Source organism: Poseidonibacter ostreae, assembly GCF_009208075.1.
GTDB classification, from domain to species: Bacteria; Campylobacterota; Campylobacteria; order Campylobacterales; family Arcobacteraceae; genus Poseidonibacter; species Poseidonibacter ostreae.
On record NZ_WFKJ01000003.1, the window covers coordinates 67,792 to 85,833 of the forward strand.

General features: G+C 29.1%; 21 protein-coding genes. 19 read left to right on the forward strand and 2 right to left on the reverse strand.

Annotated features, from left to right (window positions below; all coding sequences use genetic code 11):
- Positions 1 to 15: 15 nt before the first annotated feature.
- Positions 16 to 1,065, reverse strand: coding sequence for a tetratricopeptide repeat protein (locus GBG18_RS01810; RefSeq protein ID WP_152187840.1), 1,050 nt, complete (start codon positions 1,063 to 1,065; stop codon positions 16 to 18).
- A gap of 82 nt (positions 1,066 to 1,147) precedes the next feature.
- Between GBG18_RS01810 and dnaG the strand changes: the two genes are divergently transcribed.
- The 8 genes from dnaG (at position 1,148) to GBG18_RS01850 (ending at position 8,313) form a co-directional block, all read left to right on the forward strand.
- Complete coding sequence (dnaG, locus tag GBG18_RS01815; RefSeq protein ID WP_152187842.1) at positions 1,148 to 2,785, forward strand: DNA primase; 1,638 nt, start codon at positions 1,148 to 1,150, stop codon at positions 2,783 to 2,785.
- A 90-nt stretch (positions 2,786 to 2,875) separates the two neighbouring features.
- Entirely contained in the window at positions 2,876 to 3,259 is a 384-nt protein-coding gene (locus tag GBG18_RS01820) for a Rid family detoxifying hydrolase (RefSeq protein ID WP_152187844.1), read from the forward strand.
- A 115-nt stretch (positions 3,260 to 3,374) separates the two neighbouring features.
- The gene (gene rplU / locus GBG18_RS01825) at positions 3,375 to 3,692 is read left to right on the forward strand and encodes a 50S ribosomal protein L21 (protein ID WP_152187846.1); all 318 of its coding nucleotides are present in this window, start codon (positions 3,375 to 3,377) and stop codon (positions 3,690 to 3,692) included.
- A 26-nt stretch (positions 3,693 to 3,718) separates the two neighbouring features.
- Complete coding sequence (rpmA, locus tag GBG18_RS01830) at positions 3,719 to 3,973, forward strand: 50S ribosomal protein L27 (RefSeq protein WP_152187848.1); 255 nt, start codon at positions 3,719 to 3,721, stop codon at positions 3,971 to 3,973.
- 131 nt (positions 3,974 to 4,104) lie between these two features.
- Positions 4,105 to 5,196 carry a GTPase ObgE gene (obgE, locus tag GBG18_RS01835; protein ID WP_152187849.1) on the forward strand — a complete coding sequence of 364 codons (1,092 nt, stop codon included), beginning with the start codon at positions 4,105 to 4,107 and terminating at the stop codon, positions 5,194 to 5,196.
- The gene (gene proB, locus GBG18_RS01840; protein WP_152187851.1) at positions 5,193 to 5,963 is read left to right on the forward strand and encodes a glutamate 5-kinase; all 771 of its coding nucleotides are present in this window, start codon (positions 5,193 to 5,195) and stop codon (positions 5,961 to 5,963) included. The genes obgE and proB overlap by 4 nt, the downstream gene beginning before the upstream one ends.
- Before the next feature lie 15 nt (positions 5,964 to 5,978).
- Positions 5,979 to 6,899 (forward strand): methionyl-tRNA formyltransferase, encoded by a 921-nt coding sequence (gene fmt, locus GBG18_RS01845; protein WP_152187853.1) that lies wholly within the window; start codon positions 5,979 to 5,981, stop codon positions 6,897 to 6,899.
- Positions 6,900 to 6,939: 40 nt separating this feature from the next.
- Positions 6,940 to 8,313 carry a GAF domain-containing sensor histidine kinase gene (locus GBG18_RS01850; protein WP_152187855.1) on the forward strand — a complete coding sequence of 458 codons (1,374 nt, stop codon included), beginning with the start codon at positions 6,940 to 6,942 and terminating at the stop codon, positions 8,311 to 8,313.
- On the opposite strand, the gene GBG18_RS01855 is transcribed toward GBG18_RS01850, so the two are convergent.
- Positions 8,314 to 9,207 carry an AEC family transporter gene (locus tag GBG18_RS01855; RefSeq protein ID WP_152187857.1) on the reverse strand — a complete coding sequence of 298 codons (894 nt, stop codon included), beginning with the start codon at positions 9,205 to 9,207 and terminating at the stop codon, positions 8,314 to 8,316.
- Between the two features lie 64 nt (positions 9,208 to 9,271).
- Here GBG18_RS01855 and GBG18_RS01860 point away from each other — a divergent pair, with 64 nt between their 5' ends.
- From GBG18_RS01860 to GBG18_RS01910, 11 genes are all read left to right on the forward strand, one after another.
- Complete coding sequence (locus GBG18_RS01860; RefSeq protein ID WP_152187858.1) at positions 9,272 to 9,907, forward strand: biotin--[acetyl-CoA-carboxylase] ligase; 636 nt, start codon at positions 9,272 to 9,274, stop codon at positions 9,905 to 9,907.
- Entirely contained in the window at positions 9,904 to 10,680 is a 777-nt protein-coding gene (locus GBG18_RS01865; protein WP_152187860.1) for a ParA family protein, read from the forward strand. Before GBG18_RS01860 ends, GBG18_RS01865 begins: the two co-directional genes overlap by 4 nt.
- 32 nt (positions 10,681 to 10,712) lie before the next feature.
- Entirely contained in the window at positions 10,713 to 11,570 is an 858-nt protein-coding gene (locus tag GBG18_RS01870) for a ParB/RepB/Spo0J family partition protein (protein ID WP_152187862.1), read from the forward strand.
- 116 nt (positions 11,571 to 11,686) lie between these two features.
- Entirely contained in the window at positions 11,687 to 12,109 is a 423-nt protein-coding gene (locus GBG18_RS01875; protein WP_152187863.1) for a F0F1 ATP synthase subunit B family protein, read from the forward strand.
- A 15-nt stretch (positions 12,110 to 12,124) separates the two neighbouring features.
- Positions 12,125 to 12,640 carry a F0F1 ATP synthase subunit B gene (locus tag GBG18_RS01880; protein ID WP_152187865.1) on the forward strand — a complete coding sequence of 172 codons (516 nt, stop codon included), beginning with the start codon at positions 12,125 to 12,127 and terminating at the stop codon, positions 12,638 to 12,640.
- A gap of 1 nt (position 12,641) precedes the next feature.
- Positions 12,642 to 13,172 (forward strand): F0F1 ATP synthase subunit delta, encoded by a 531-nt coding sequence (locus GBG18_RS01885; RefSeq protein ID WP_152187867.1) that lies wholly within the window; start codon positions 12,642 to 12,644, stop codon positions 13,170 to 13,172.
- 22 nt (positions 13,173 to 13,194) lie between these two features.
- The gene (atpA, locus tag GBG18_RS01890; protein WP_152187868.1) at positions 13,195 to 14,712 is read left to right on the forward strand and encodes a F0F1 ATP synthase subunit alpha; all 1,518 of its coding nucleotides are present in this window, start codon (positions 13,195 to 13,197) and stop codon (positions 14,710 to 14,712) included.
- A 10-nt stretch (positions 14,713 to 14,722) separates the two neighbouring features.
- The gene (atpG, locus tag GBG18_RS01895; protein ID WP_152187870.1) at positions 14,723 to 15,607 is read left to right on the forward strand and encodes an ATP synthase F1 subunit gamma; all 885 of its coding nucleotides are present in this window, start codon (positions 14,723 to 14,725) and stop codon (positions 15,605 to 15,607) included.
- Between the two features lie 18 nt (positions 15,608 to 15,625).
- Complete coding sequence (gene atpD / locus GBG18_RS01900; RefSeq protein ID WP_152187872.1) at positions 15,626 to 17,020, forward strand: F0F1 ATP synthase subunit beta; 1,395 nt, start codon at positions 15,626 to 15,628, stop codon at positions 17,018 to 17,020.
- A gap of 19 nt (positions 17,021 to 17,039) precedes the next feature.
- Entirely contained in the window at positions 17,040 to 17,417 is a 378-nt protein-coding gene (gene atpC / locus GBG18_RS01905) for an ATP synthase F1 subunit epsilon (protein WP_152187874.1), read from the forward strand.
- 6 nt (positions 17,418 to 17,423) lie between these two features.
- A complete protein-coding gene (locus GBG18_RS01910; RefSeq protein ID WP_152187876.1) occupies positions 17,424 to 17,984 on the forward strand; it encodes a MotA/TolQ/ExbB proton channel family protein in 561 nt (186 codons plus the stop codon).
- The last annotated feature ends 58 nt before the right edge of the window (positions 17,985 to 18,042 follow it).

An 18,042-nucleotide genomic window follows, 5' to 3' on the forward strand; every position in this document is an offset into this window, starting at 1 on the left:
CTTTCTTTTATTTTATTATTGAAGTGATTGAGTAGCTTGGTCTAAAGATTTACTTAATGTATGATTTACATTAAAAGTCAAAATATTATGGCAATGAGGACATCTATTTTCATAAATTGGATGTGAGTGTTTACACGATGTACAAATAAACTCAAAATCTAAAGTAGCAGTTACTTCTTTTGAATATTTGTGAAGTAATATTAAAATATTAAAAATGAAATCTTTACTATGCTCTAAATCATCTAAGTAACCCTTGGCATTGTATAGTTCAACTAAAAATTCATTTTTAGAAACTTTTTGAAAATCTATATCATCAAAATTTAAATACCACATTAAATCAATAAAAGATTTAGCATCAAACTCTTCGACATGATTCCAAAAATACTCTTTATTAAACTGTAGTAAAAATTGCACAAATAGTCTTTGAATGTTTTTGTCTTTTTTATAAATTTCATGTAAAAGTTTTGTTCTTTTTTCATACGAATATATTGGGTCGTATAAAATTATTAGCGCATCTAAATATGTTTGATCTTTTGCTACATTTTTATTTAATTCTTCTAAGCAAGAAGTTATTTCCTTTGCTTTTTTAAAATCTTTTAATTTTTCATGAAGTATAAGTAGATGTGTTAAGGCTTCTTTATTTCTTGGAGAAAATTTAAGGATTCTTAAAAATACATCTTTTGATCTTTGTAAAAAACCACCTTTAAAGTATGTAGTTCCAAGTAGTTGTAAAAGTTCTTCTTTTTTCACTCTTTCATTTACATGTTCAAGTAGTGTTAAATATACATTTATTGCCTTATTATAATCCCCTTTATGTAAAAAAGAAGAGGCTAATAATAGTATTGAATCAAAGGGTAAATTATATGTTTTATATAAGTGTACGTAGTCATCTTCTTTTAGTTTTCCTAATTCAAATCTACGTGATAGTTTTCTATAATCTTTTCGTGCAATTCTTTCTCTATAAATTCCATAAGAGTATGCAAGAAATGAAATTATAAATACAAGTGCAACTAGTATTATTACACCGAACAATGGGTCTCTATATTCTAAAACTATATTATCCACTTTATGCCTTGTTTTATATCTTAAATAGACAAGTACTTTATCATAAAAGTACATATAAAAAAATAAAGTGCTATAATCGCAAATGATAAAAAAAGAGTCAATTGAAAACTTAAAAAATAATCTTGATATTGTTGATGTAATTTCTCAATTTTTGGAAGTTAAGAAATCTGGCGCAAACTTTAAAGCTTGTTGTCCTTTTCATGGAGAATCAACACCATCTTTTGTAGTAAGTCCTGCAAAACAAATATATCACTGTTTTGGATGTGGTGTTGGTGGTGATGCTATTAAGTTTATGATGGAGTATGAAAAACTTTCATATCCAGAAGCTATTGAAAAATTAGCTTCAATGAATAATGTAAATTTAGAGTATGACAATGTAAATACAAAAAAACAAGATATAAAAATATTAGAAGATATAAATAAGTATTATCAAAAACTATTTGTCAATAATAATACTGCAAAAAAATATATAAATTCACGAGCTATCTCTGAGTTTTCAATTGAAAAATTTGAAATAGGTTATGCTCCAGTATCTGGTGATACTATTAATTATTTAAAATCAAATCATTATAACTTAACAGATGCAATTGATTTAGGTGTAATTGATACAGGTACGAATGGTTTATATTCAAGATTTATTGAAAGAATTACTTTCCCTATATATGGTATAAATGGAAAAATGGTTGGTTTTGGTGGGCGAACAATCACAGGACATAATGCAAAGTATGTAAACTCTCCACAAACAAAAGTTTTTAATAAATCAAAACTGCTTTATGGATATCACTTAGCAAAAGAGCACATTTATAAAAAGAATCAATTAATAGTTTGTGAAGGTTACTTAGATGTAATTATGCTTCATCAAGCAGGTTTTAATACTGCAGTTGCAACTCTTGGAACTGCTCTTACAAAAGATCACTTACCACTAATAAGAAGAGGTGAACCTAAAATAATTTTAGCTTATGATGGAGATAAAGCAGGATTAGCAGCTGCATATAAAGCTTCAGTTATGTTAAGCCAAGGTGAGTTTGAAGGTGGGGTTGTGATTTTTGGCGAGGGAGTAGATCCTGCTGATATGGTAAAAGAAGGGAAAGTTGAAGAATTAAATAAAATATTTTCAAATCCACAAGCTTTTATTCCATATGTTATTGATTATATTATTGAAAAATATGAAATTAATAATCCTGCACAAAAACAAAAAGCCTTACTTGAAGCAAATGATTATCTTAAATCCTTAGGCGTAATTTATCAAGATGAGTATAAAAGATATATTGCTCAAAAATTAAATATTAGAGAAAATCTAGTTCAAACTAATAGTAATATAACTCAAAGACCAGTTGATTCTAATCTTTCTAAAATTGATATTGCAGAATTATGTATTATAAAATCAATTTTAGAAAAACCTTCAAGATTAGATTCTGTTTTAGATATAGTTGATGCCTCAATGTTTGAAGCTCATAAAAATGAGTTTGAATTACTTTTAAGTGATATCTCAAATATTTCATTAAATTCTATTACGCTAAATGAAAAATTAGAAAATTATGATGATGATAGGTTAAACCAAGAACTTCTTACATTACTTTATAAGTTTTATACAAATAAATTAACATTAACAAAATTTGATGAAAAACTTTCATTAAAAGAAAAAAGTTTAAAACTTAGAAAAATACAAGATGCCTTAAGGCAGCTAAAGCAAGGAAAGTTAGTCAGTTATAATTTATAATTGAAAATTAATATAAATGTTTAATTTTTATTCTAGATTATTTTTTGTAGAATACAAAAAAAGTTTTATACAATACATTAAGGAAAAAATATGAAATTAATACAAAGTGATAATTTACCAGCAGCAATTGGTCCTTATTCTCCTGCGGTTAAAGTTAATGGTTTAGTTTACACATCGGCACAAGTTCCAATAACTCTTGATGGTACAATGGTTGAAAAAGACATAAAAATTCAAACTAGACAAGTATTATCAAACTTAAGAACATTATTAGAAGATGCAGAAAGTGGAATGGAACAAGTTATAAAAGTATCTGTATATTTAGAAAATATTGATGATTTTGGTGTTGTAAATGTTTTATTTGCCGAAGCATTCGGGGAACACAAGCCAGCAAGAAGTACAATTTCAACTAATGGATTGCCAATTGGTGCAATGATTATGATTGATTGTATTGCAACTGCAGCAGATTATAGATAAAAATAATTGTCTTAAAGAAAGTTTAAACTAACTTTAGATAATATTCCCGTTCAAAATAAAGTTAGCATTAATAAAATGAAGTTAACACAAGAGAAGTTAATTTAGAGGAATAAAAATGTACGCAATTATCAAATGTGGTGGAAAACAGTATAAAGTTTCTGAAGGTGATATCTTAGACATTGATTATACTGGTAAAGCTGCAAAAGAAACATTAGAAATTACTGATGTATTAGCTGTAAACAACGGTGAATTAGTTACAGGTGATGCTGTATCAAGTGCTAAAGTTGAAGCAGAAGTAGTATTAGATGGTACAGGTGTAAATAGAGACAGAAAAGTTATCATTTACAAAAAAAGAAGAAGAAAAGATTCTAAGTTAAAAAGAGGTTTTAGAAAAAGCTTCACTAAAATTAGAATTACAAAAATCGCTGCATAAGCACAATCAAGTTAAGGAGATAAACTATGGCACATAAGAAAGGTCAAGGAAGTACACAGAATAATAGAGATTCAGCTGGAAAAAGACTTGGTGTGAAAAAATATGGTGGTGAAGTTGTAAGATCTGGTAATATTATTATTAGACAAAGAGGTACTAAAGTTCATGTTGGACAAAATGTTGGTATCGGAAAAGATCATACAATCTATGCTTTAATTGACGGTGTTGTTAAATTCGAAGTTAAAGATAAAAAAAGAAAGAAAGTTTCAGTTTACGCTTCGTAATTCTGAACTTTATTTATGTCTTTAAAAAGGGTGTTAGCATATGCTGGCACCCTTTTTTTATTTATACAAAAATGGAAAATAAAAAGTTAATATAGTATTGGTTTTTTATTTTTCACAAAAGTGAGGTTAAAATGTTTATAGATAGTGCTAGATTTAATGTTTCATCAGGAAAAGGTGGACAAGGTTGTGCCTCTTTTAGAAGAGAAAAGTTTGTTGTTAAAGGTGGACCAGATGGTGGAGATGGTGGAAAAGGTGGTGATGTTTACTTTTTAGTAGATTCTAATACTGATACGTTATCAAACTATAAAGGTAGAAAAGTATTTAAAGCTGATAATGGAAAGCAAGGAATGGCATCAAGAATGACTGGAAAATCTGCAGATCATTTAGTTTTAATTGTCCCTCCTGGAACACAAGTTATAGACGATGACTCAGGGGAAATTTTATTTGACTTAGTAACTGAGGGTGAAAAGGTAAGAATTTTAGAAGGTGGAAAAGGTGGGCTTGGAAATGTTCACTTTAAAAACTCTAGAAATCAAAGACCAACTTATTTTCAACCAGGTCTTCCAGGTCTTAGTCAAAATATTAGATTAGAATTAAAACTTATTGCCGATGTTGGATTAGTTGGATACCCAAATGTTGGTAAATCAACGCTAATTTCAACTACATCAAATGCAAATCCAGAGATTGCAAATTATGAATTTACAACTTTAACTCCTAAATTAGGTGTTGTTGAAGTTGGAGATTATAACTCATTTGTAATGGCAGATATTCCAGGAATTATTGATGGAGCTGCTGATGGTAGAGGTTTAGGATTAGAGTTCTTAAAACATATTGAAAGAACAAAAACTTTACTATTTATGGTAGATGTTGCAAATTATAGAACAATGATTGATCAATATAATGTATTAAAAGAAGAAGTTGCAAAATTCTCTACTGAATTATCAGGAAGAAATTATGCAATTGCATTAAGTAAAATTGATGGATATTATGGAGAAGATTTAGAAGCAGACATTAAACAATTTATTTCTGATATTGGTTTAGAGTGTACTACTTCAAATGAGTTTGGATTTGATAAAGATTATCCATATTATGTTCAAGATTTAACTTACTCAAGATTTGACAATAGTAAGCCATTTTTTGTATTACCAATTTCATCAGTTACTAGAAAAAATACAAAATCAATTACTTTTGCACTTTATAATTTATTAGAACAAAACAAATGAAACGTTTAGTTATAAAAGTTGGTAGCGCTGTATTAAGAGAAGATACAACCTTAGCTATTAATAGATTAAATAATTTAGTCGATTTTATAGCTAAATTGAAAGAAGAAAAAAATCTTCAAGTGATTTTAGTATCTTCAGGTGCAGTTGCAGCTGGAAATACAAAATTAAATTTAGATAGAAAAAAGATTTTAAATAGACAAGCCTTAGCAGCTATTGGTCAGCCACTACTTATGAAATATTATAAAAAAAGATTTGCGCAACATGATATAAAATGTGCACAAATGCTTTTAGTTGCAGAAGACTTTGATTCAAGAAAAAGATCAGAGAATGCGAAAGCTGTTATGGAAATATTATTAGAAAATGATATTGTTCCTATTATAAATGAAAATGATGTTATTGCAAATGAAGAACTTTTATTTGGTGATAATGATCAACTTGGAGCTCATGCTGCTTATTTTTTTGATGCTGATATGCTAGCAATTTTAAGTGATATTGATGGTTTCTATGATTCAAATCCACATGAAAATAAAGATGCTAAAATTTTAAAAATTGTTAATTCTATTGATGATGAAGAGTTACAAATGAAACATACTCCAAACTCAGAGTTTGCTACAGGTGGGATTGTTACAAAACTTAAAGCTGCAAACTTTTTAATGAAGAGAAATAAAAAGATGTATTTAACATCAGGTTTTGATTTGAAAAATGCCTATGATTATTTATTATATGACAATCATAATAGTGGAACTATTTTTCAAAAAGAAAATTAAATTTAAGGAAAATTAATGAGTAAAAAAATACTTTTTATGGGAACACCAGATTATGCAACTAGGATTTTTAAAGAATTAATCAAAAGTTCTTATGAAGTAATTGGTCTTTTTACTCAACCTGATAAACCTGTTGGAAGAAAACAAGTTTTAACAGCACCTCATATTAAACAGTTTTGTATTGATGAAAATTTAAATATTCCTATTTTTCAGCCAGAAAAGTTAAGAGGAAATATTGAAGCTGCAGAAGAGATTAAAAATTTAAATCCAGATTTTATAATAGTTGCAGCTTATGGACAAATCTTACCAAAAGAGATTTTAGATATTGCTCCTTGTATCAATCTTCATGCTTCTTTATTACCAAAATATAGAGGTGCAAGCCCAATTCAAGAATCACTTTTAAATGATGATTATTTTACAGGTGTTACTTCTATGTTTATGGAAGAGGGTTTAGATTCAGGTGATATCTTAGCCTTACAATATTTAAAAATAACACCTACTATGGAAGTTGATGTAGCATTTGATAAGCTTTCAGATATCGCTGCCGCTTTAACTATTACCACTTTAGATAATTTTGATAATATAAAACCACTAAAACAAAATGAAGCAGAAGTTTCTTTTTGTAAAAAAATAAAAAAAGATGATGGTTTAGTAGACTTTAAATCAGCAAAAAAACTTTTTTTAAAGTACAAAGCATACTCATATTGGCCAGGAGTTTTCTTAACTTCTGGTTTAAAGTTAAAAAACATTGAATTAATAGAAAATAAATCTTTAAATATTTCAGGTTCTATTTTAGCAATTGAAACTGATTATATTTTAGTTGGATGTGAAAAAGGTAGTATAAAAATAAAAACTATACAAGCTCCTTCAAAAAAAGCATTAAGCTCAATTGACTATATTAGAGGACAAAGATTAGAAATAGGTGATGTTTTAAAATAACTTGTGTTATTATAGTAAAAATTATTTATTAAGTAGGAATATGGCTTCAGATGATTTAAAACATATATATGACGTAAGTTTATTTAATATTAGCGACTTAGATGTTTTGCTTCATGAAATATTAAAATATACTCGAGAATTATTAAATGCAGAAGCTGGAACTATTTACATAAAACAAGAAGATTATTTAAAGTTTCATGTTTTTCAAAATGATGTATTATCTTATGAAGATATTTACAGATTTTATCACGCTTCACACGAATATAAGCTACCACTTGATACTAAAGATAAATATTTAGCAGTTGACTCTTTTTTGAGAAAAAAGATTATAATAATTGATGATATTTATTCATCTGAAGATTATGAATTTTTAGGTGCAAAAGAGTTTGACAAAAAATTCAACTATAAAACACACTCAACAATATCTGTTCCTTTAGTTCATCCAATTGATAATAAAGTACTAGGTGTTATTCAATTATTAAATAAAAAAGAAGATGATAAGTATTTAGTATTTACAAAAAAAGATAAAGATATCGTTTCTATGATAAGTTCCTTTGTCTCTCTTTCTGTCTCTAAAGCGCAAGATGATGTTTTAAAACTACAAGAATTGAATAATCAGCTTATTAAATCAAATGAAGATTTAGAAACAAAGATTAAAGATAAAATTTTAGAAGACCAAAATAAATCTGCAATTATTTTCCATCAATCAAAAATGGCCTCAATGGGTGAAATGATAGGAAATATTGCTCATCAATGGAGACAACCTTTAAGTACAATTTCTACACTTGCAAGTGGAGTATGTCTTAATTTAGAAATAGGTAATAATGATGTTGAAGATAATAAAGCACAATTAAAACAAATTGTGCAAACAACACAAATTTTATCTAAGACAATTGATGATTTTAGAGAATTCTATAACGTTAATACAATGGATGAAAACTTTAATATTGCTCATGCAATTAAAAAGAGTTTGGAAATTGCAGAAACAGAATTAATTATAAATGATATTATCATTGTATTAGATCTTAATACTTCTTTATATACTTATGGTCTTAAAAATGAGTTTACACAATGTATTTTAAACTTATTAACTAATGCAAAAGAAGCACTTGTAGCTAATATTGAAATGACTGAAAAAAGGTATGTTTTTATTAATTTACAAGAGGAAAACAATATAATTTCTTTAAGCATAAAAGATAATGCTAAAGGCATAGACCCTTTAATCTTAGAAGATATTTTTGAGCAAAGTCATAGTAAAAAAGAGGATAAAGACTCTTGTCAAATAGGCCTATTTTTAACTAAACTTATTATTCAAAAACATATGCAAGGTACCTTAGCTGTTGAAAATATTGAATATAAATATGAAGGTATAGATTATAAAGGAGCAGAGTTTACAATTAATCTAGCAGGATAATCATGCTAGATAGGTTGTATAGGCTGTAATTGTAAGTAAACTTAATAAAACTCCTAAAACTAAAGAGTTAATTGCAACTTTCTCATCTAAACCACCTTTTATTGCTAAAACTGTTGCCATTGTCATAGGTGGCATAGCAACTTCAATAATTGTTACTTTTACCCATGTTTCATCAATGCCATAGAAAATTTGAAACCCAATTAATACAATTATTGGAACAATTACCATTTTTAATAACATAGCCATTGAAACTATATGAAATTTAACAAAAATATGTTTAAGTTCAAGTTTCATTCCAATAGCAATCATAGCAATAGGAACTAGTGTTGCTCCTAATGTTTCAGTTGTAAGCATTATAAAGTTTGGTATTTCAAAGTTTTTAGCAAGAATAGTTATAAAAAACATCAAACTTGGTGGAAATAATAAAACACTTTTAAATATCGATTTAGTGTCATTTTTTCTTCCACTTCCCCAAGTAATTATAAACATTCCAATAGATACTAAAAGAAGAAAAGAACCAAATAAATCATAAATTAAACCATATACAATATAATCCTGACCATAAAAAGCATCAATATATGAAAAACCAATAAATGAAGTATTACCAAATGTTGACATTATCATAAATGTTGCAAGAAGTAATCTATTTAGTTTCATCATCTTACCAATAAAGTAAGCAAGTGTTAAATTAAATAGAATAAAACCTATAAACATTAATATAAGACCAAGTATCTTTTCATCTAAAACTAAAGGATAGATTTTAGAAAATACAATTGCAGGAAGTGAGAAATATATAATAAACTCTATTAATTGTTTAGAGTTATCATGGTAAATGATTTTAAATAAATATCCAAGAATAAGATACATTGCTATTGGTAAAACTGGATCTAACATAGTAACCTTTTTTGAAACATTATAATTAATATACTCTTGTAAAGTTATTATGTATACTTTTATTATGAAAATAATTAAACTAAATGAAGTATCTTCTACACATACATATCTAAAAGAGTATATTCAAAACAATGCATACAGTGAAAATATTTGTATATGTACAGATTATCAAACAAATGGAATAGGTAGTCGTGGAAACTCTTGGAGTGGAGTAAAAGGTAATCTTTTTTTCTCTTTTGTTCTACTAAAAAAAGATTTACCTGAAGATTTACCAATACAAAGTGCATCAATATACTTTTCATATATATTAAAAGAAGTTTTAAATCAAAACAAATCAAGTGTATGGTTAAAATGGCCAAATGATTTTTATATAAATGATAAAAAAATTGGTGGAACAATTACAACTATATCTAAAGATTTAATATATTGTGGAATAGGTTTAAATTTAAAATCTGTAAATGAAGATTATGGAAAATTAGATATTCAAATTAATTCAAATGATATATTAAAATCTTATTTTGATAAATTAGAAAGAAAAGATTCATGGAAGCAGATTTTCAACTATTTTAAGATAGAATTCCAACATAGTCGAAAATTCCAAGCAACCGTTGATAATGAGAAAATATCATTAGAAAATGCAATATTAAATATTGATGGTTCAATAGAAGTAAATAATAAAAAGGTATTTAGTTTAAGATGACAGAAATTATAGCAATAGCTAATCAAAAAGGTGGAGTAGGTAAAACTACTACTGCTGTAAATTTAAGTGCAGCCTTAGCATTAGAGGGTAAAAAAGTATTATTAATAGATGCTGACCCACAAGCTAATGCAACAACATCTTTAGGCTTTCATAGAGATACATATGAGTATAATATTTACCATGTAATGTTAGGTACAAAAGAATTAAATGAAATCATTTTAGATTCTGAAATTGAGAATTTAAAAGTAGCTCCTTCAAATATTGGACTTGTAGGAATTGAAAAAGAGTTTTATAAAAATACAAAAGAGCGGGAATTAGTATTAAAAAGAAAAATCGATCCAATAAAGAAAGATTTTGATTATATTATAATTGATTCACCTCCTGCATTAGGACCAATTACTATTAATACATTAAGTGCATCAAACTCTGTGCTTATTCCAATACAATGTGAATTTTTTGCACTTGAGGGACTAGCACAACTATTAAGTACAATAAAACTAGTAAAACAAACAATAAATAAATCTTTACAAATTAGAGGTTTTCTTCCTACTATGTACTCTTCACAAAACAATTTATCAAAGCAAGTATTTGCAGATTTAGCACAACACTTTGAAAATAAATTGTTTAAAATTGATGAAAGCTCGTATGTAGTAATTCCACGAAATATAAAATTAGCAGAAAGTCCAAGTTTTGGAAAACCAATTATGTTATATGATGCAAGTGCAAGTGGTACTAAAGCATATACAAATCTAGCACGTGCAATAACTGCATAACTTACAATTAAATATTAAACTTAGGATAAACAATGGCATTAGGTAGAGGATTAGGTGAATTATTAGGTGAAGTTGAATCAGCATATGAAAGTAACAATAGTCATGATTATGCTTCAAAAGTAGTAGATTTAGATATTTCATTAATAAAAGCAAATCCAAACCAGCCAAGAAAAATCTTTGATGAAGAAAAACTTGAAGAATTAAGTTCATCTATTGTTGAGCATGGATTATTACAACCAATTACTGTAATACAAAATGATGACAATACTTTTACATTAGTTTCAGGTGAGAGAAGACTAAGAGCACATAAATTAGCAAATGTAGAAACAATAAAATCTATTGTATTAGATATTGACACTTTAAAATTAAGAGAATTAGCTTTAATTGAAAATATTCAAAGAGATGATTTAAATATTGTTGAATTAGCATATTCTTATGCACAATTAATAAATGAACATAATATTACTCATGAAGAATTATCAAAAAAAGTTTTCAAAAGTAGAACTTCGATTACAAATACATTAAGATTGTTACAATTAAGCTCATATGCCCAACAACTTTTAGCAAGTAGCAAAATTAGTGCAGGTCATGCTAAAATTATGCTTGGACTTAGTGATAATGAACAAAAAATGGTTTGTGACTCTGTTATTGGACAAAAACTGTCAGTTAGAGAAACAGAGAAGCTTGTAAAAGACTTAAAAAATAGAATTAATCCAAGTACAAAGAAGCAAGCTAAAGCTTCAGAATTTGATTTTAAACCACTTTCAAATGTTGTATCAAAACTTGAAGCAAACGGCCTAAAAATCAAAGCTGAAAAGAATTATCTTAAAATCCAAATTAACTCACAAGAAGATATAGAAAAGATTTCCTCTTACTTTAAGTTACAATAGTAACAAAATCTAAAAATTTACAATCTAATTTTTTCTTTTAATATAATTTTATAGTTAACTTTGCTAAAATATATGAGTTTTAGTTAAACTAAACTGTAAAAAATATGGAGGAATGAATGTTAGACATAAGTCCTGTATTATTGCTTAGCTCTGGTGTTATCTTTCTTTTAGTTCTTGCTAGACTAAACAGTTGTCTATTCAAGCCATTACTTAAGCATATGGATGATAGAGCAGCTTCTATTTCTAAAGATTTAGAAGACGCGAAATCAAACGGTGCGAACGTTGATGGAATGATTGCAGAAGCAAACAATGTGATTGCTGAAGCAAAAAAAGAAGCGGCTGCTATTAGAGAACAAGCCTATAAGGAAGCCAAAGAGAGTGCTGATGCAAAACTTGCAAGTGCTAAATCTAATTTAGACGCAAAATCTTCGGAGTTTGCTAAAAACTTACAAGATGAAACTAAAGCTCTAAGAGATTCTTTAGTATCTTCTATGCCTCAATTTAATGAGAGCCTAAAAGCTAAGCTTAGCTCAATTTAAAAGGGATTAGAAAATATGAACAGAATTTTATTACTTGGATTAGCTTTAGCTCCTGTTGCATTATTTGCAAGTAGCGAAGGTGCGGTTGAAACAGATATTGTTCAAAGAACCGTTAACTTTATAATTTTTGCTGGAATTTTATGGTATTTACTTGCCGATAAAATTAAAGCATACTTTGCTGAAAGATCTTTATCTATTCAAGCAGAACTTGACAAAGTACAAGATACTTTAAAAGCTTCTGAAGATAAAGTAAATGAAGCTAAAAAACAACTTGAAGATGCAAGTAAAATTGCAGCTGAAATAGTTGAAAATGCAAAAGCTGATATTGATTCTGTAAAAGAAAAGGTATCTTTAGCGGTTACTGCTGATATTAACAATCTAGAAAAAAATCTAGAGGAAATGATAAAAGTAGAAACTTCAAAAGCTAAAAGAGAAGTTGTTGCAGAAGTTCTTGAAGAGCTATTAAAATCTGACAATATCAAATTATCTCAAGATGAGTTAGTTAATATTGTTTTAAAAAAGGTAGCTTAATATGAATGATTTAATAGCAAAAAAATATGTTAAAGCATTAGTTGATGGAAGAGATGTTAAGAGTATTACTTCTGTAAGTAAAGACCTTAATAATATTTCTTCAGCATTTGCTGATGATAAGTTTAACTCTATTATATCTTCTCCTGAAGTAAGTGATAGCAAAAAAGTTGAATTAGTTATTTCATTAGTGAAAAAAGCTGATAAGACTTTAACAAATTTTGTTAAATTACTTGGTGAAAAAAGAAGATTAGAGATATTACCATTTATTGCATCAGAACTTAACGTTCAAATTGCAAAAATGAATAATACTTATGTTGGAGTTGTTTATACAAATGAAGAGTTATCGAAAGATTACGTTTCTTCAATTGAAAAACAATTTAGTAAAAAATTTGATGTTAAATTATCTTTATCACAAAATGTTTGTGATTTTGATGGTATAAAAGTAGATATTGATGGATTAGGTGTTGAAATTTCTTTCTCAAAAGAAAGATTAAAGACGCAAATGATTGATCATATTTTACAAGCAGTTTAGAACTTAACAAAGGAGAAATTGAATGGGTACAAAAATTCAAGCTGATGAAATCAGTTCGATCATAAAAGAAAGAATTGATAACTTTGAATTAAATGTAGATGTAAATGAAACTGGTAAAATCATCTCTTACGCAGATGGTGTTGCTCAAGTTTACGGTCTAAAGAACGTTATGGCTGGTGAAATTGTTGAGTTTGACAATGGAGATAGAGGACTTACTCTTAACTTAGAAGAAGCTTCTGTTGGTGTAGTTGTACTTGGTAAAGGTGATGGATTAAGAGAAGGAAGTTCTTGTAAGAGACTTGGTTCTTTATTATCTACTCCTGTAGGTGACGCAATGAAAGGAAGAGTTGTAAATGCTCTTGGTGAACCAATTGATGGTAAAGGTGCAATTGAATCAACTGAATCAAGATTAGTTGAAGAAAAAGCTCCTGGAATCATGGCTAGAAAATCAGTTCATGAACCATTACAAACTGGTATTAAAGCAATTGATGCGCTTGTTCCAATCGGAAGAGGTCAAAGAGAGCTTATTATTGGTGATAGACAAACTGGTAAATCTACAGTTGCTATTGATACAATCCTTAATCAAAAAGATCAAGGTGTTACTTGTATTTATGTTGCAATTGGACAAAAAGCATCTACAGTTGCTACTGTTGTAAGAACTTTAGAAGAAGCTGGAGCAATGGACTATACTGTTATTGTTAACGCTGGCGCTGCTGATTCTTCTGCATTACAATTCTTAGCACCATATACAGGTGTTACAATTGGTGAATACTTTAGAGATAACGCACAACATGCATTAATTGTATATGATGATTTAACTAAACATGCCGTTGCATATAGAGAAATGTCATTATTATTAAGAAGACCTCCAGGTCGAGAAGCATTCCCAGGGGATGTATTCTACCTACACTCAAGATTACTTGAGAGAGCTGCAAAAATGTCAGATGAAAATGGTGCTGGTTCTATGACTGCATTACCAATCATTGAAACACAAGCAGGGGATGTTGCTGCATATATTCCAACAAACGTAATTTCAATTACTGATGGACAAATCTTCTTAGAAACAAACCTATTTAACTCAGGGATTAGACCTGCAATTAATGTTGGTTTATCAGTTTCAAGAGTTGGTGGAGCTGCACAAATTAAAGCTACTAAGCAAGTTGCTGGTACTTTAAAATTATCTTTAGCACAATTTAGAGAATTAGAAGCATTCGCACAATTTGCATCTGATCTTGATGAAGCTACAAGAAAAGAACTTGAACTTGGTCAAAGAATGGTTGAAGTACTTAAACAAGGTGTTAACGCTCCTTTAGTAATTGAAAAACAAATTGTTATTCTTTACGCTGGTACAAAAGGTTATTTAAATGATGTTGCTGTTGAAGACGTAGTAAAATTCGAAGCAGAGTTACATACTTTCTTTGAACAAAAATATACTAATATTTTAGATGCAATTAGATCTAAGAAAAAGATAGATGATGAAACTGAAGCAGAATTAAAAGCTGCATTAGAAGAGTTTAAAACTGTATTTAGTGCAAACTAAGGATTAGTTAATGGCTAACTTAAAAGAGATTAAATTACAAATTGGTAGTGTGAAAAACACTCAGAAGACAACTAAAGCTATGAAGCTTGTATCTTCTGCAAAATTAACGCGAACTAGACAACTGTCTGATCAAGCGAGAAGTTATGCAGGTAAGATAAATGATGTACTTTCTGATATCGCTACTAGAGTTAGCAAAGTTCAAGACGAAGGAAACATCGGTAGAGCATTTGAAATAAATGATAACCCAAAAACAGTTGATATTGTTTTTGTAACTGCTGATAAGGGACTTTGCGGTGGTTTTAATATGGCAACAATTAAAACTGTTAGTAAAATGATGGAAGACTATAGTGCAAAAGGTGCAACAGTTAGATTAAGAGCTGCGGGAAGAAAAGGTGTTGATTACTTTAACTTCCAAGGTATAAGTTTACACCAAGCAGTTAGTGATTTATCTTCAGCACCTGAGTACGATAGAGCTGCTGATTTTATTAATGATGTTGTAGAAGACTTTAATAATGGAACTACTGATAAAGTAGTTGTTGTTTATAATGGATTCTTAAACATGCTAGCTCAAGAAATTAGAGTTAGAGAATTGTTACCAATTAGCTTAGAAACTGTGGAAGTAAAAGAAGCAAGTTCTATGTTAAATATTGAACCAGATGATGATGAAGAAGTGTTAAATGAATTAACAGGTAAATATATTGATTTCAATATGTATTACGCTCTAATTGACTCTTTAGCTGCTGAACATTCTGCAAGAATGCAAGCAATGGAAGCTGCAACTAAAAATGCAAAAGAGAAAGTTGACTCATTAACAGTAGAATATAACAAAGCTAGACAAGCTGCAATTACAACAGAGTTAATCGAAATTATCTCTGGTGTAGAATCATTAAAATAATATAAAGGAGCATCGCGTATGAAAGGTAAAGTTATTCAGGTAATGGGTCCAGTTGTTGATGTTGAATTCGACGGCTACCTACCAGAAATAAATGAAGCTATTGACGTAGTATTAGCAGACGCTAACGCTGACAGATTAGTATTAGAAGTTGCTGCACACATTGGTGATAGTAGAGTAAGAACTATTGCAATGGATATGACTGAGGGTTTAACTAGAGGTCAAGAATGTAACGCTACAGGAGGTCCTATTAAGGTTCCTGTTGGAGATGCTGTATTAGGAAGAATTTTCAATGTAATTGGTGAACCTGTAGATGAAGGTGAAGCTATTGCTGAAGACACTCCAAAATGGTCTATTCATAGATCTGCTCCTTCTTTTGAAGAGCAATCAACTAAAACAGAAATGTTTGAAACAGGTATCAAAGTTGTAGATTTACTTGCTCCATACTCAAAAGGTGGAAAAGTAGGATTATTCGGTGGTGCTGGTGTTGGTAAAACAGTTATTATTATGGAATTAATCCATAATGTTGCTTTCAAACATTCAGGATACTCTGTATTCGCAGGTGTTGGTGAAAGAACAAGAGAAGGTAATGACCTTTATTTCGAAATGAAAGATTCTAACGTACTGGACAAAGTTGCATTATGTTATGGTCAAATGTCTGAGCCTCCAGGTGCTAGAAATAGAATTGCCTTAACAGGTCTTACTATGGCTGAGTACTTCAGAGATGAAAAAGGTCTTGATGTATTAATGTTTGTTGATAATATCTTCAGATTTGCACAATCAGGTTCTGAAATGTCTGCATTATTAGGTAGAATTCCTTCAGCAGTTGGTTACCAACCAACACTTGCTTCAGAAATGGGTAAGTTACAAGAAAGAATTACATCTACTAATAAAGGTTCAATTACATCTGTACAAGCTGTATATGTTCCTGCGGATGACTTAACAGATCCAGCTCCTGCTTCTGTATTTGCTCACTTAGATGCTACTACAGTACTTAACAGAAAAATTGCTGAAAAAGGTATTTACCCAGCAGTTGATCCATTAGATTCTACTTCTAGAATTTTAAGTGCAGATGTATTAGGTCAAGAGCATTACGATACTGCAAGAGGTGTTCAATCAGTTCTTCAAAAATATAAAGATTTACAAGATATTATTGCAATTCTTGGTATGGATGAATTATCTGAAGCTGACAAACTTGTTGTTTCTAGAGCTAGAAAAATTGAGAGATTCTTATCTCAACCATTCTTCGTTGCAGAAGTATTCACAGGATCTCCTGGTAAATACGTAGAATTAAAAGATACTATTGCTGGATTCCAAGGAATCTTAGAAGGTAAATATGATGACCTTCCAGAAATGGCATTCTACATGGTTGGTGGAATGGACGAAGCTTTAGCTAAAGCTGAAAGTTTAAAATAATTAACCATTAAGGCATAACATGGATACAATTAAATTATCAATAGTTACACCTAATGGAGAAATTTTTAACGATGATGTAAAAACCGTGACTCTTCCTGGAAAAGAGGGAGAGTTCGGAGTTTTACCAGGACATTCATCGTTAGTTTCTTCACTAACAGTTGGTGTAATTATTATTGAAAAAGCTGATTCAACTGAAGCTGTTGCCATAAATTGGGGACATGTTAAAGTTGATGAATATTCAGTTGACGTTCTAGCAGATGGTGCAATTGCATTAACTTCAGGACAAGATTCGAAGATTGCTAAAAATATTGAAGCTGCAAAAGAATTAGTTAACTCTGTTAAAGATTCTAATATCTCTGTTGCATCAGTTGAAGCAAAAATTAACTCATTCGCATAATAGCTTATGACAAATACAATACTAAATTATTTGACTAATAGTAGTGCTATAACTTATATAGTTTTAGCACTATTGTCAGTCTACCTCATTATTACAATATGGATTTTCTTATATAGATATTTTGCACTTAATGCATTAATTAGAAATGAAGAAAAATCATTAGAATCTCTAACTTCACGAGAAGCTGCATTTTCACCATTATCTGCACTAAATAAATGTGCAAATAATACGAATTCAAAAGAACTGCTATATGCATGCGAACTTAATATTATTAAAGAAGCTAGTGTTGGTGTATCTTGGTTAGCTATTATCTCATCTACAGCACCTTTTATTGGTTTATTTGGTACCGTTGTAGGAATATTAGAATCTTTTGCAAAATTTTCAACACATTCTAAAGTTGCTTTTTCAATTATTGCTCCTGCAATCTCAGAAGCACTAATAGCTACAGCTGCAGGTATTTTTGTAGCAATTTTTGCATATACTTTTCATCAGATTATTGTAAGAAAAGTTTATGAATTAAATACTTATATTAAGGCTCAATCTCAAATATTAATTGCTAAGGGTTAATACACGTGTATGATTTCAATCAAAAACCAGATTTAAATATAACCCCTTTAGTTGATGT

What these genes read in the sequence shown, in the direction of transcription:
- GBG18_RS01880 (WP_152187865.1), top strand. Translation starts at nt 12,125, where the DNA reads ATGAACAGAATTTTATTACTTGGATTAGCTTTAGCTCCTGTTGCATTA.
- GBG18_RS01910 (WP_152187876.1), top strand. Translation starts at nt 17,424, where the DNA reads ATGACAAATACAATACTAAATTATTTGACTAATAGTAGTGCTATAACT.
- GBG18_RS01860 (WP_152187858.1), top strand. Translation starts at nt 9,272, where the DNA reads ATGAAAATAATTAAACTAAATGAAGTATCTTCTACACATACATATCTA.
- rplU (WP_152187846.1), top strand. Translation starts at nt 3,375, where the DNA reads ATGTACGCAATTATCAAATGTGGTGGAAAACAGTATAAAGTTTCTGAA.
- atpG (WP_152187870.1), top strand. Translation starts at nt 14,723, where the DNA reads ATGGCTAACTTAAAAGAGATTAAATTACAAATTGGTAGTGTGAAAAAC.
- GBG18_RS01865 (WP_152187860.1), top strand. Translation starts at nt 9,904, where the DNA reads ATGACAGAAATTATAGCAATAGCTAATCAAAAAGGTGGAGTAGGTAAA.
- GBG18_RS01855 (WP_152187857.1), bottom strand. Translation starts at nt 9,207, where the DNA reads ATGTTAGATCCAGTTTTACCAATAGCAATGTATCTTATTCTTGGATAT.
- obgE (WP_152187849.1), top strand. Translation starts at nt 4,105, where the DNA reads ATGTTTATAGATAGTGCTAGATTTAATGTTTCATCAGGAAAAGGTGGA.
- GBG18_RS01850 (WP_152187855.1), top strand. Translation starts at nt 6,940, where the DNA reads ATGGCTTCAGATGATTTAAAACATATATATGACGTAAGTTTATTTAAT.
- GBG18_RS01875 (WP_152187863.1), top strand. Translation starts at nt 11,687, where the DNA reads ATGTTAGACATAAGTCCTGTATTATTGCTTAGCTCTGGTGTTATCTTT.
- GBG18_RS01820 (WP_152187844.1), top strand. Translation starts at nt 2,876, where the DNA reads ATGAAATTAATACAAAGTGATAATTTACCAGCAGCAATTGGTCCTTAT.
- atpA (WP_152187868.1), top strand. Translation starts at nt 13,195, where the DNA reads ATGGGTACAAAAATTCAAGCTGATGAAATCAGTTCGATCATAAAAGAA.
- rpmA (WP_152187848.1), top strand. Translation starts at nt 3,719, where the DNA reads ATGGCACATAAGAAAGGTCAAGGAAGTACACAGAATAATAGAGATTCA.
- fmt (WP_152187853.1), top strand. Translation starts at nt 5,979, where the DNA reads ATGAGTAAAAAAATACTTTTTATGGGAACACCAGATTATGCAACTAGG.
- GBG18_RS01870 (WP_152187862.1), top strand. Translation starts at nt 10,713, where the DNA reads ATGGCATTAGGTAGAGGATTAGGTGAATTATTAGGTGAAGTTGAATCA.
- atpC (WP_152187874.1), top strand. Translation starts at nt 17,040, where the DNA reads ATGGATACAATTAAATTATCAATAGTTACACCTAATGGAGAAATTTTT.
- atpD (WP_152187872.1), top strand. Translation starts at nt 15,626, where the DNA reads ATGAAAGGTAAAGTTATTCAGGTAATGGGTCCAGTTGTTGATGTTGAA.
- proB (WP_152187851.1), top strand. Translation starts at nt 5,193, where the DNA reads ATGAAACGTTTAGTTATAAAAGTTGGTAGCGCTGTATTAAGAGAAGAT.
- GBG18_RS01885 (WP_152187867.1), top strand. Translation starts at nt 12,642, where the DNA reads ATGAATGATTTAATAGCAAAAAAATATGTTAAAGCATTAGTTGATGGA.
- dnaG (WP_152187842.1), top strand. Translation starts at nt 1,148, where the DNA reads ATGATAAAAAAAGAGTCAATTGAAAACTTAAAAAATAATCTTGATATT.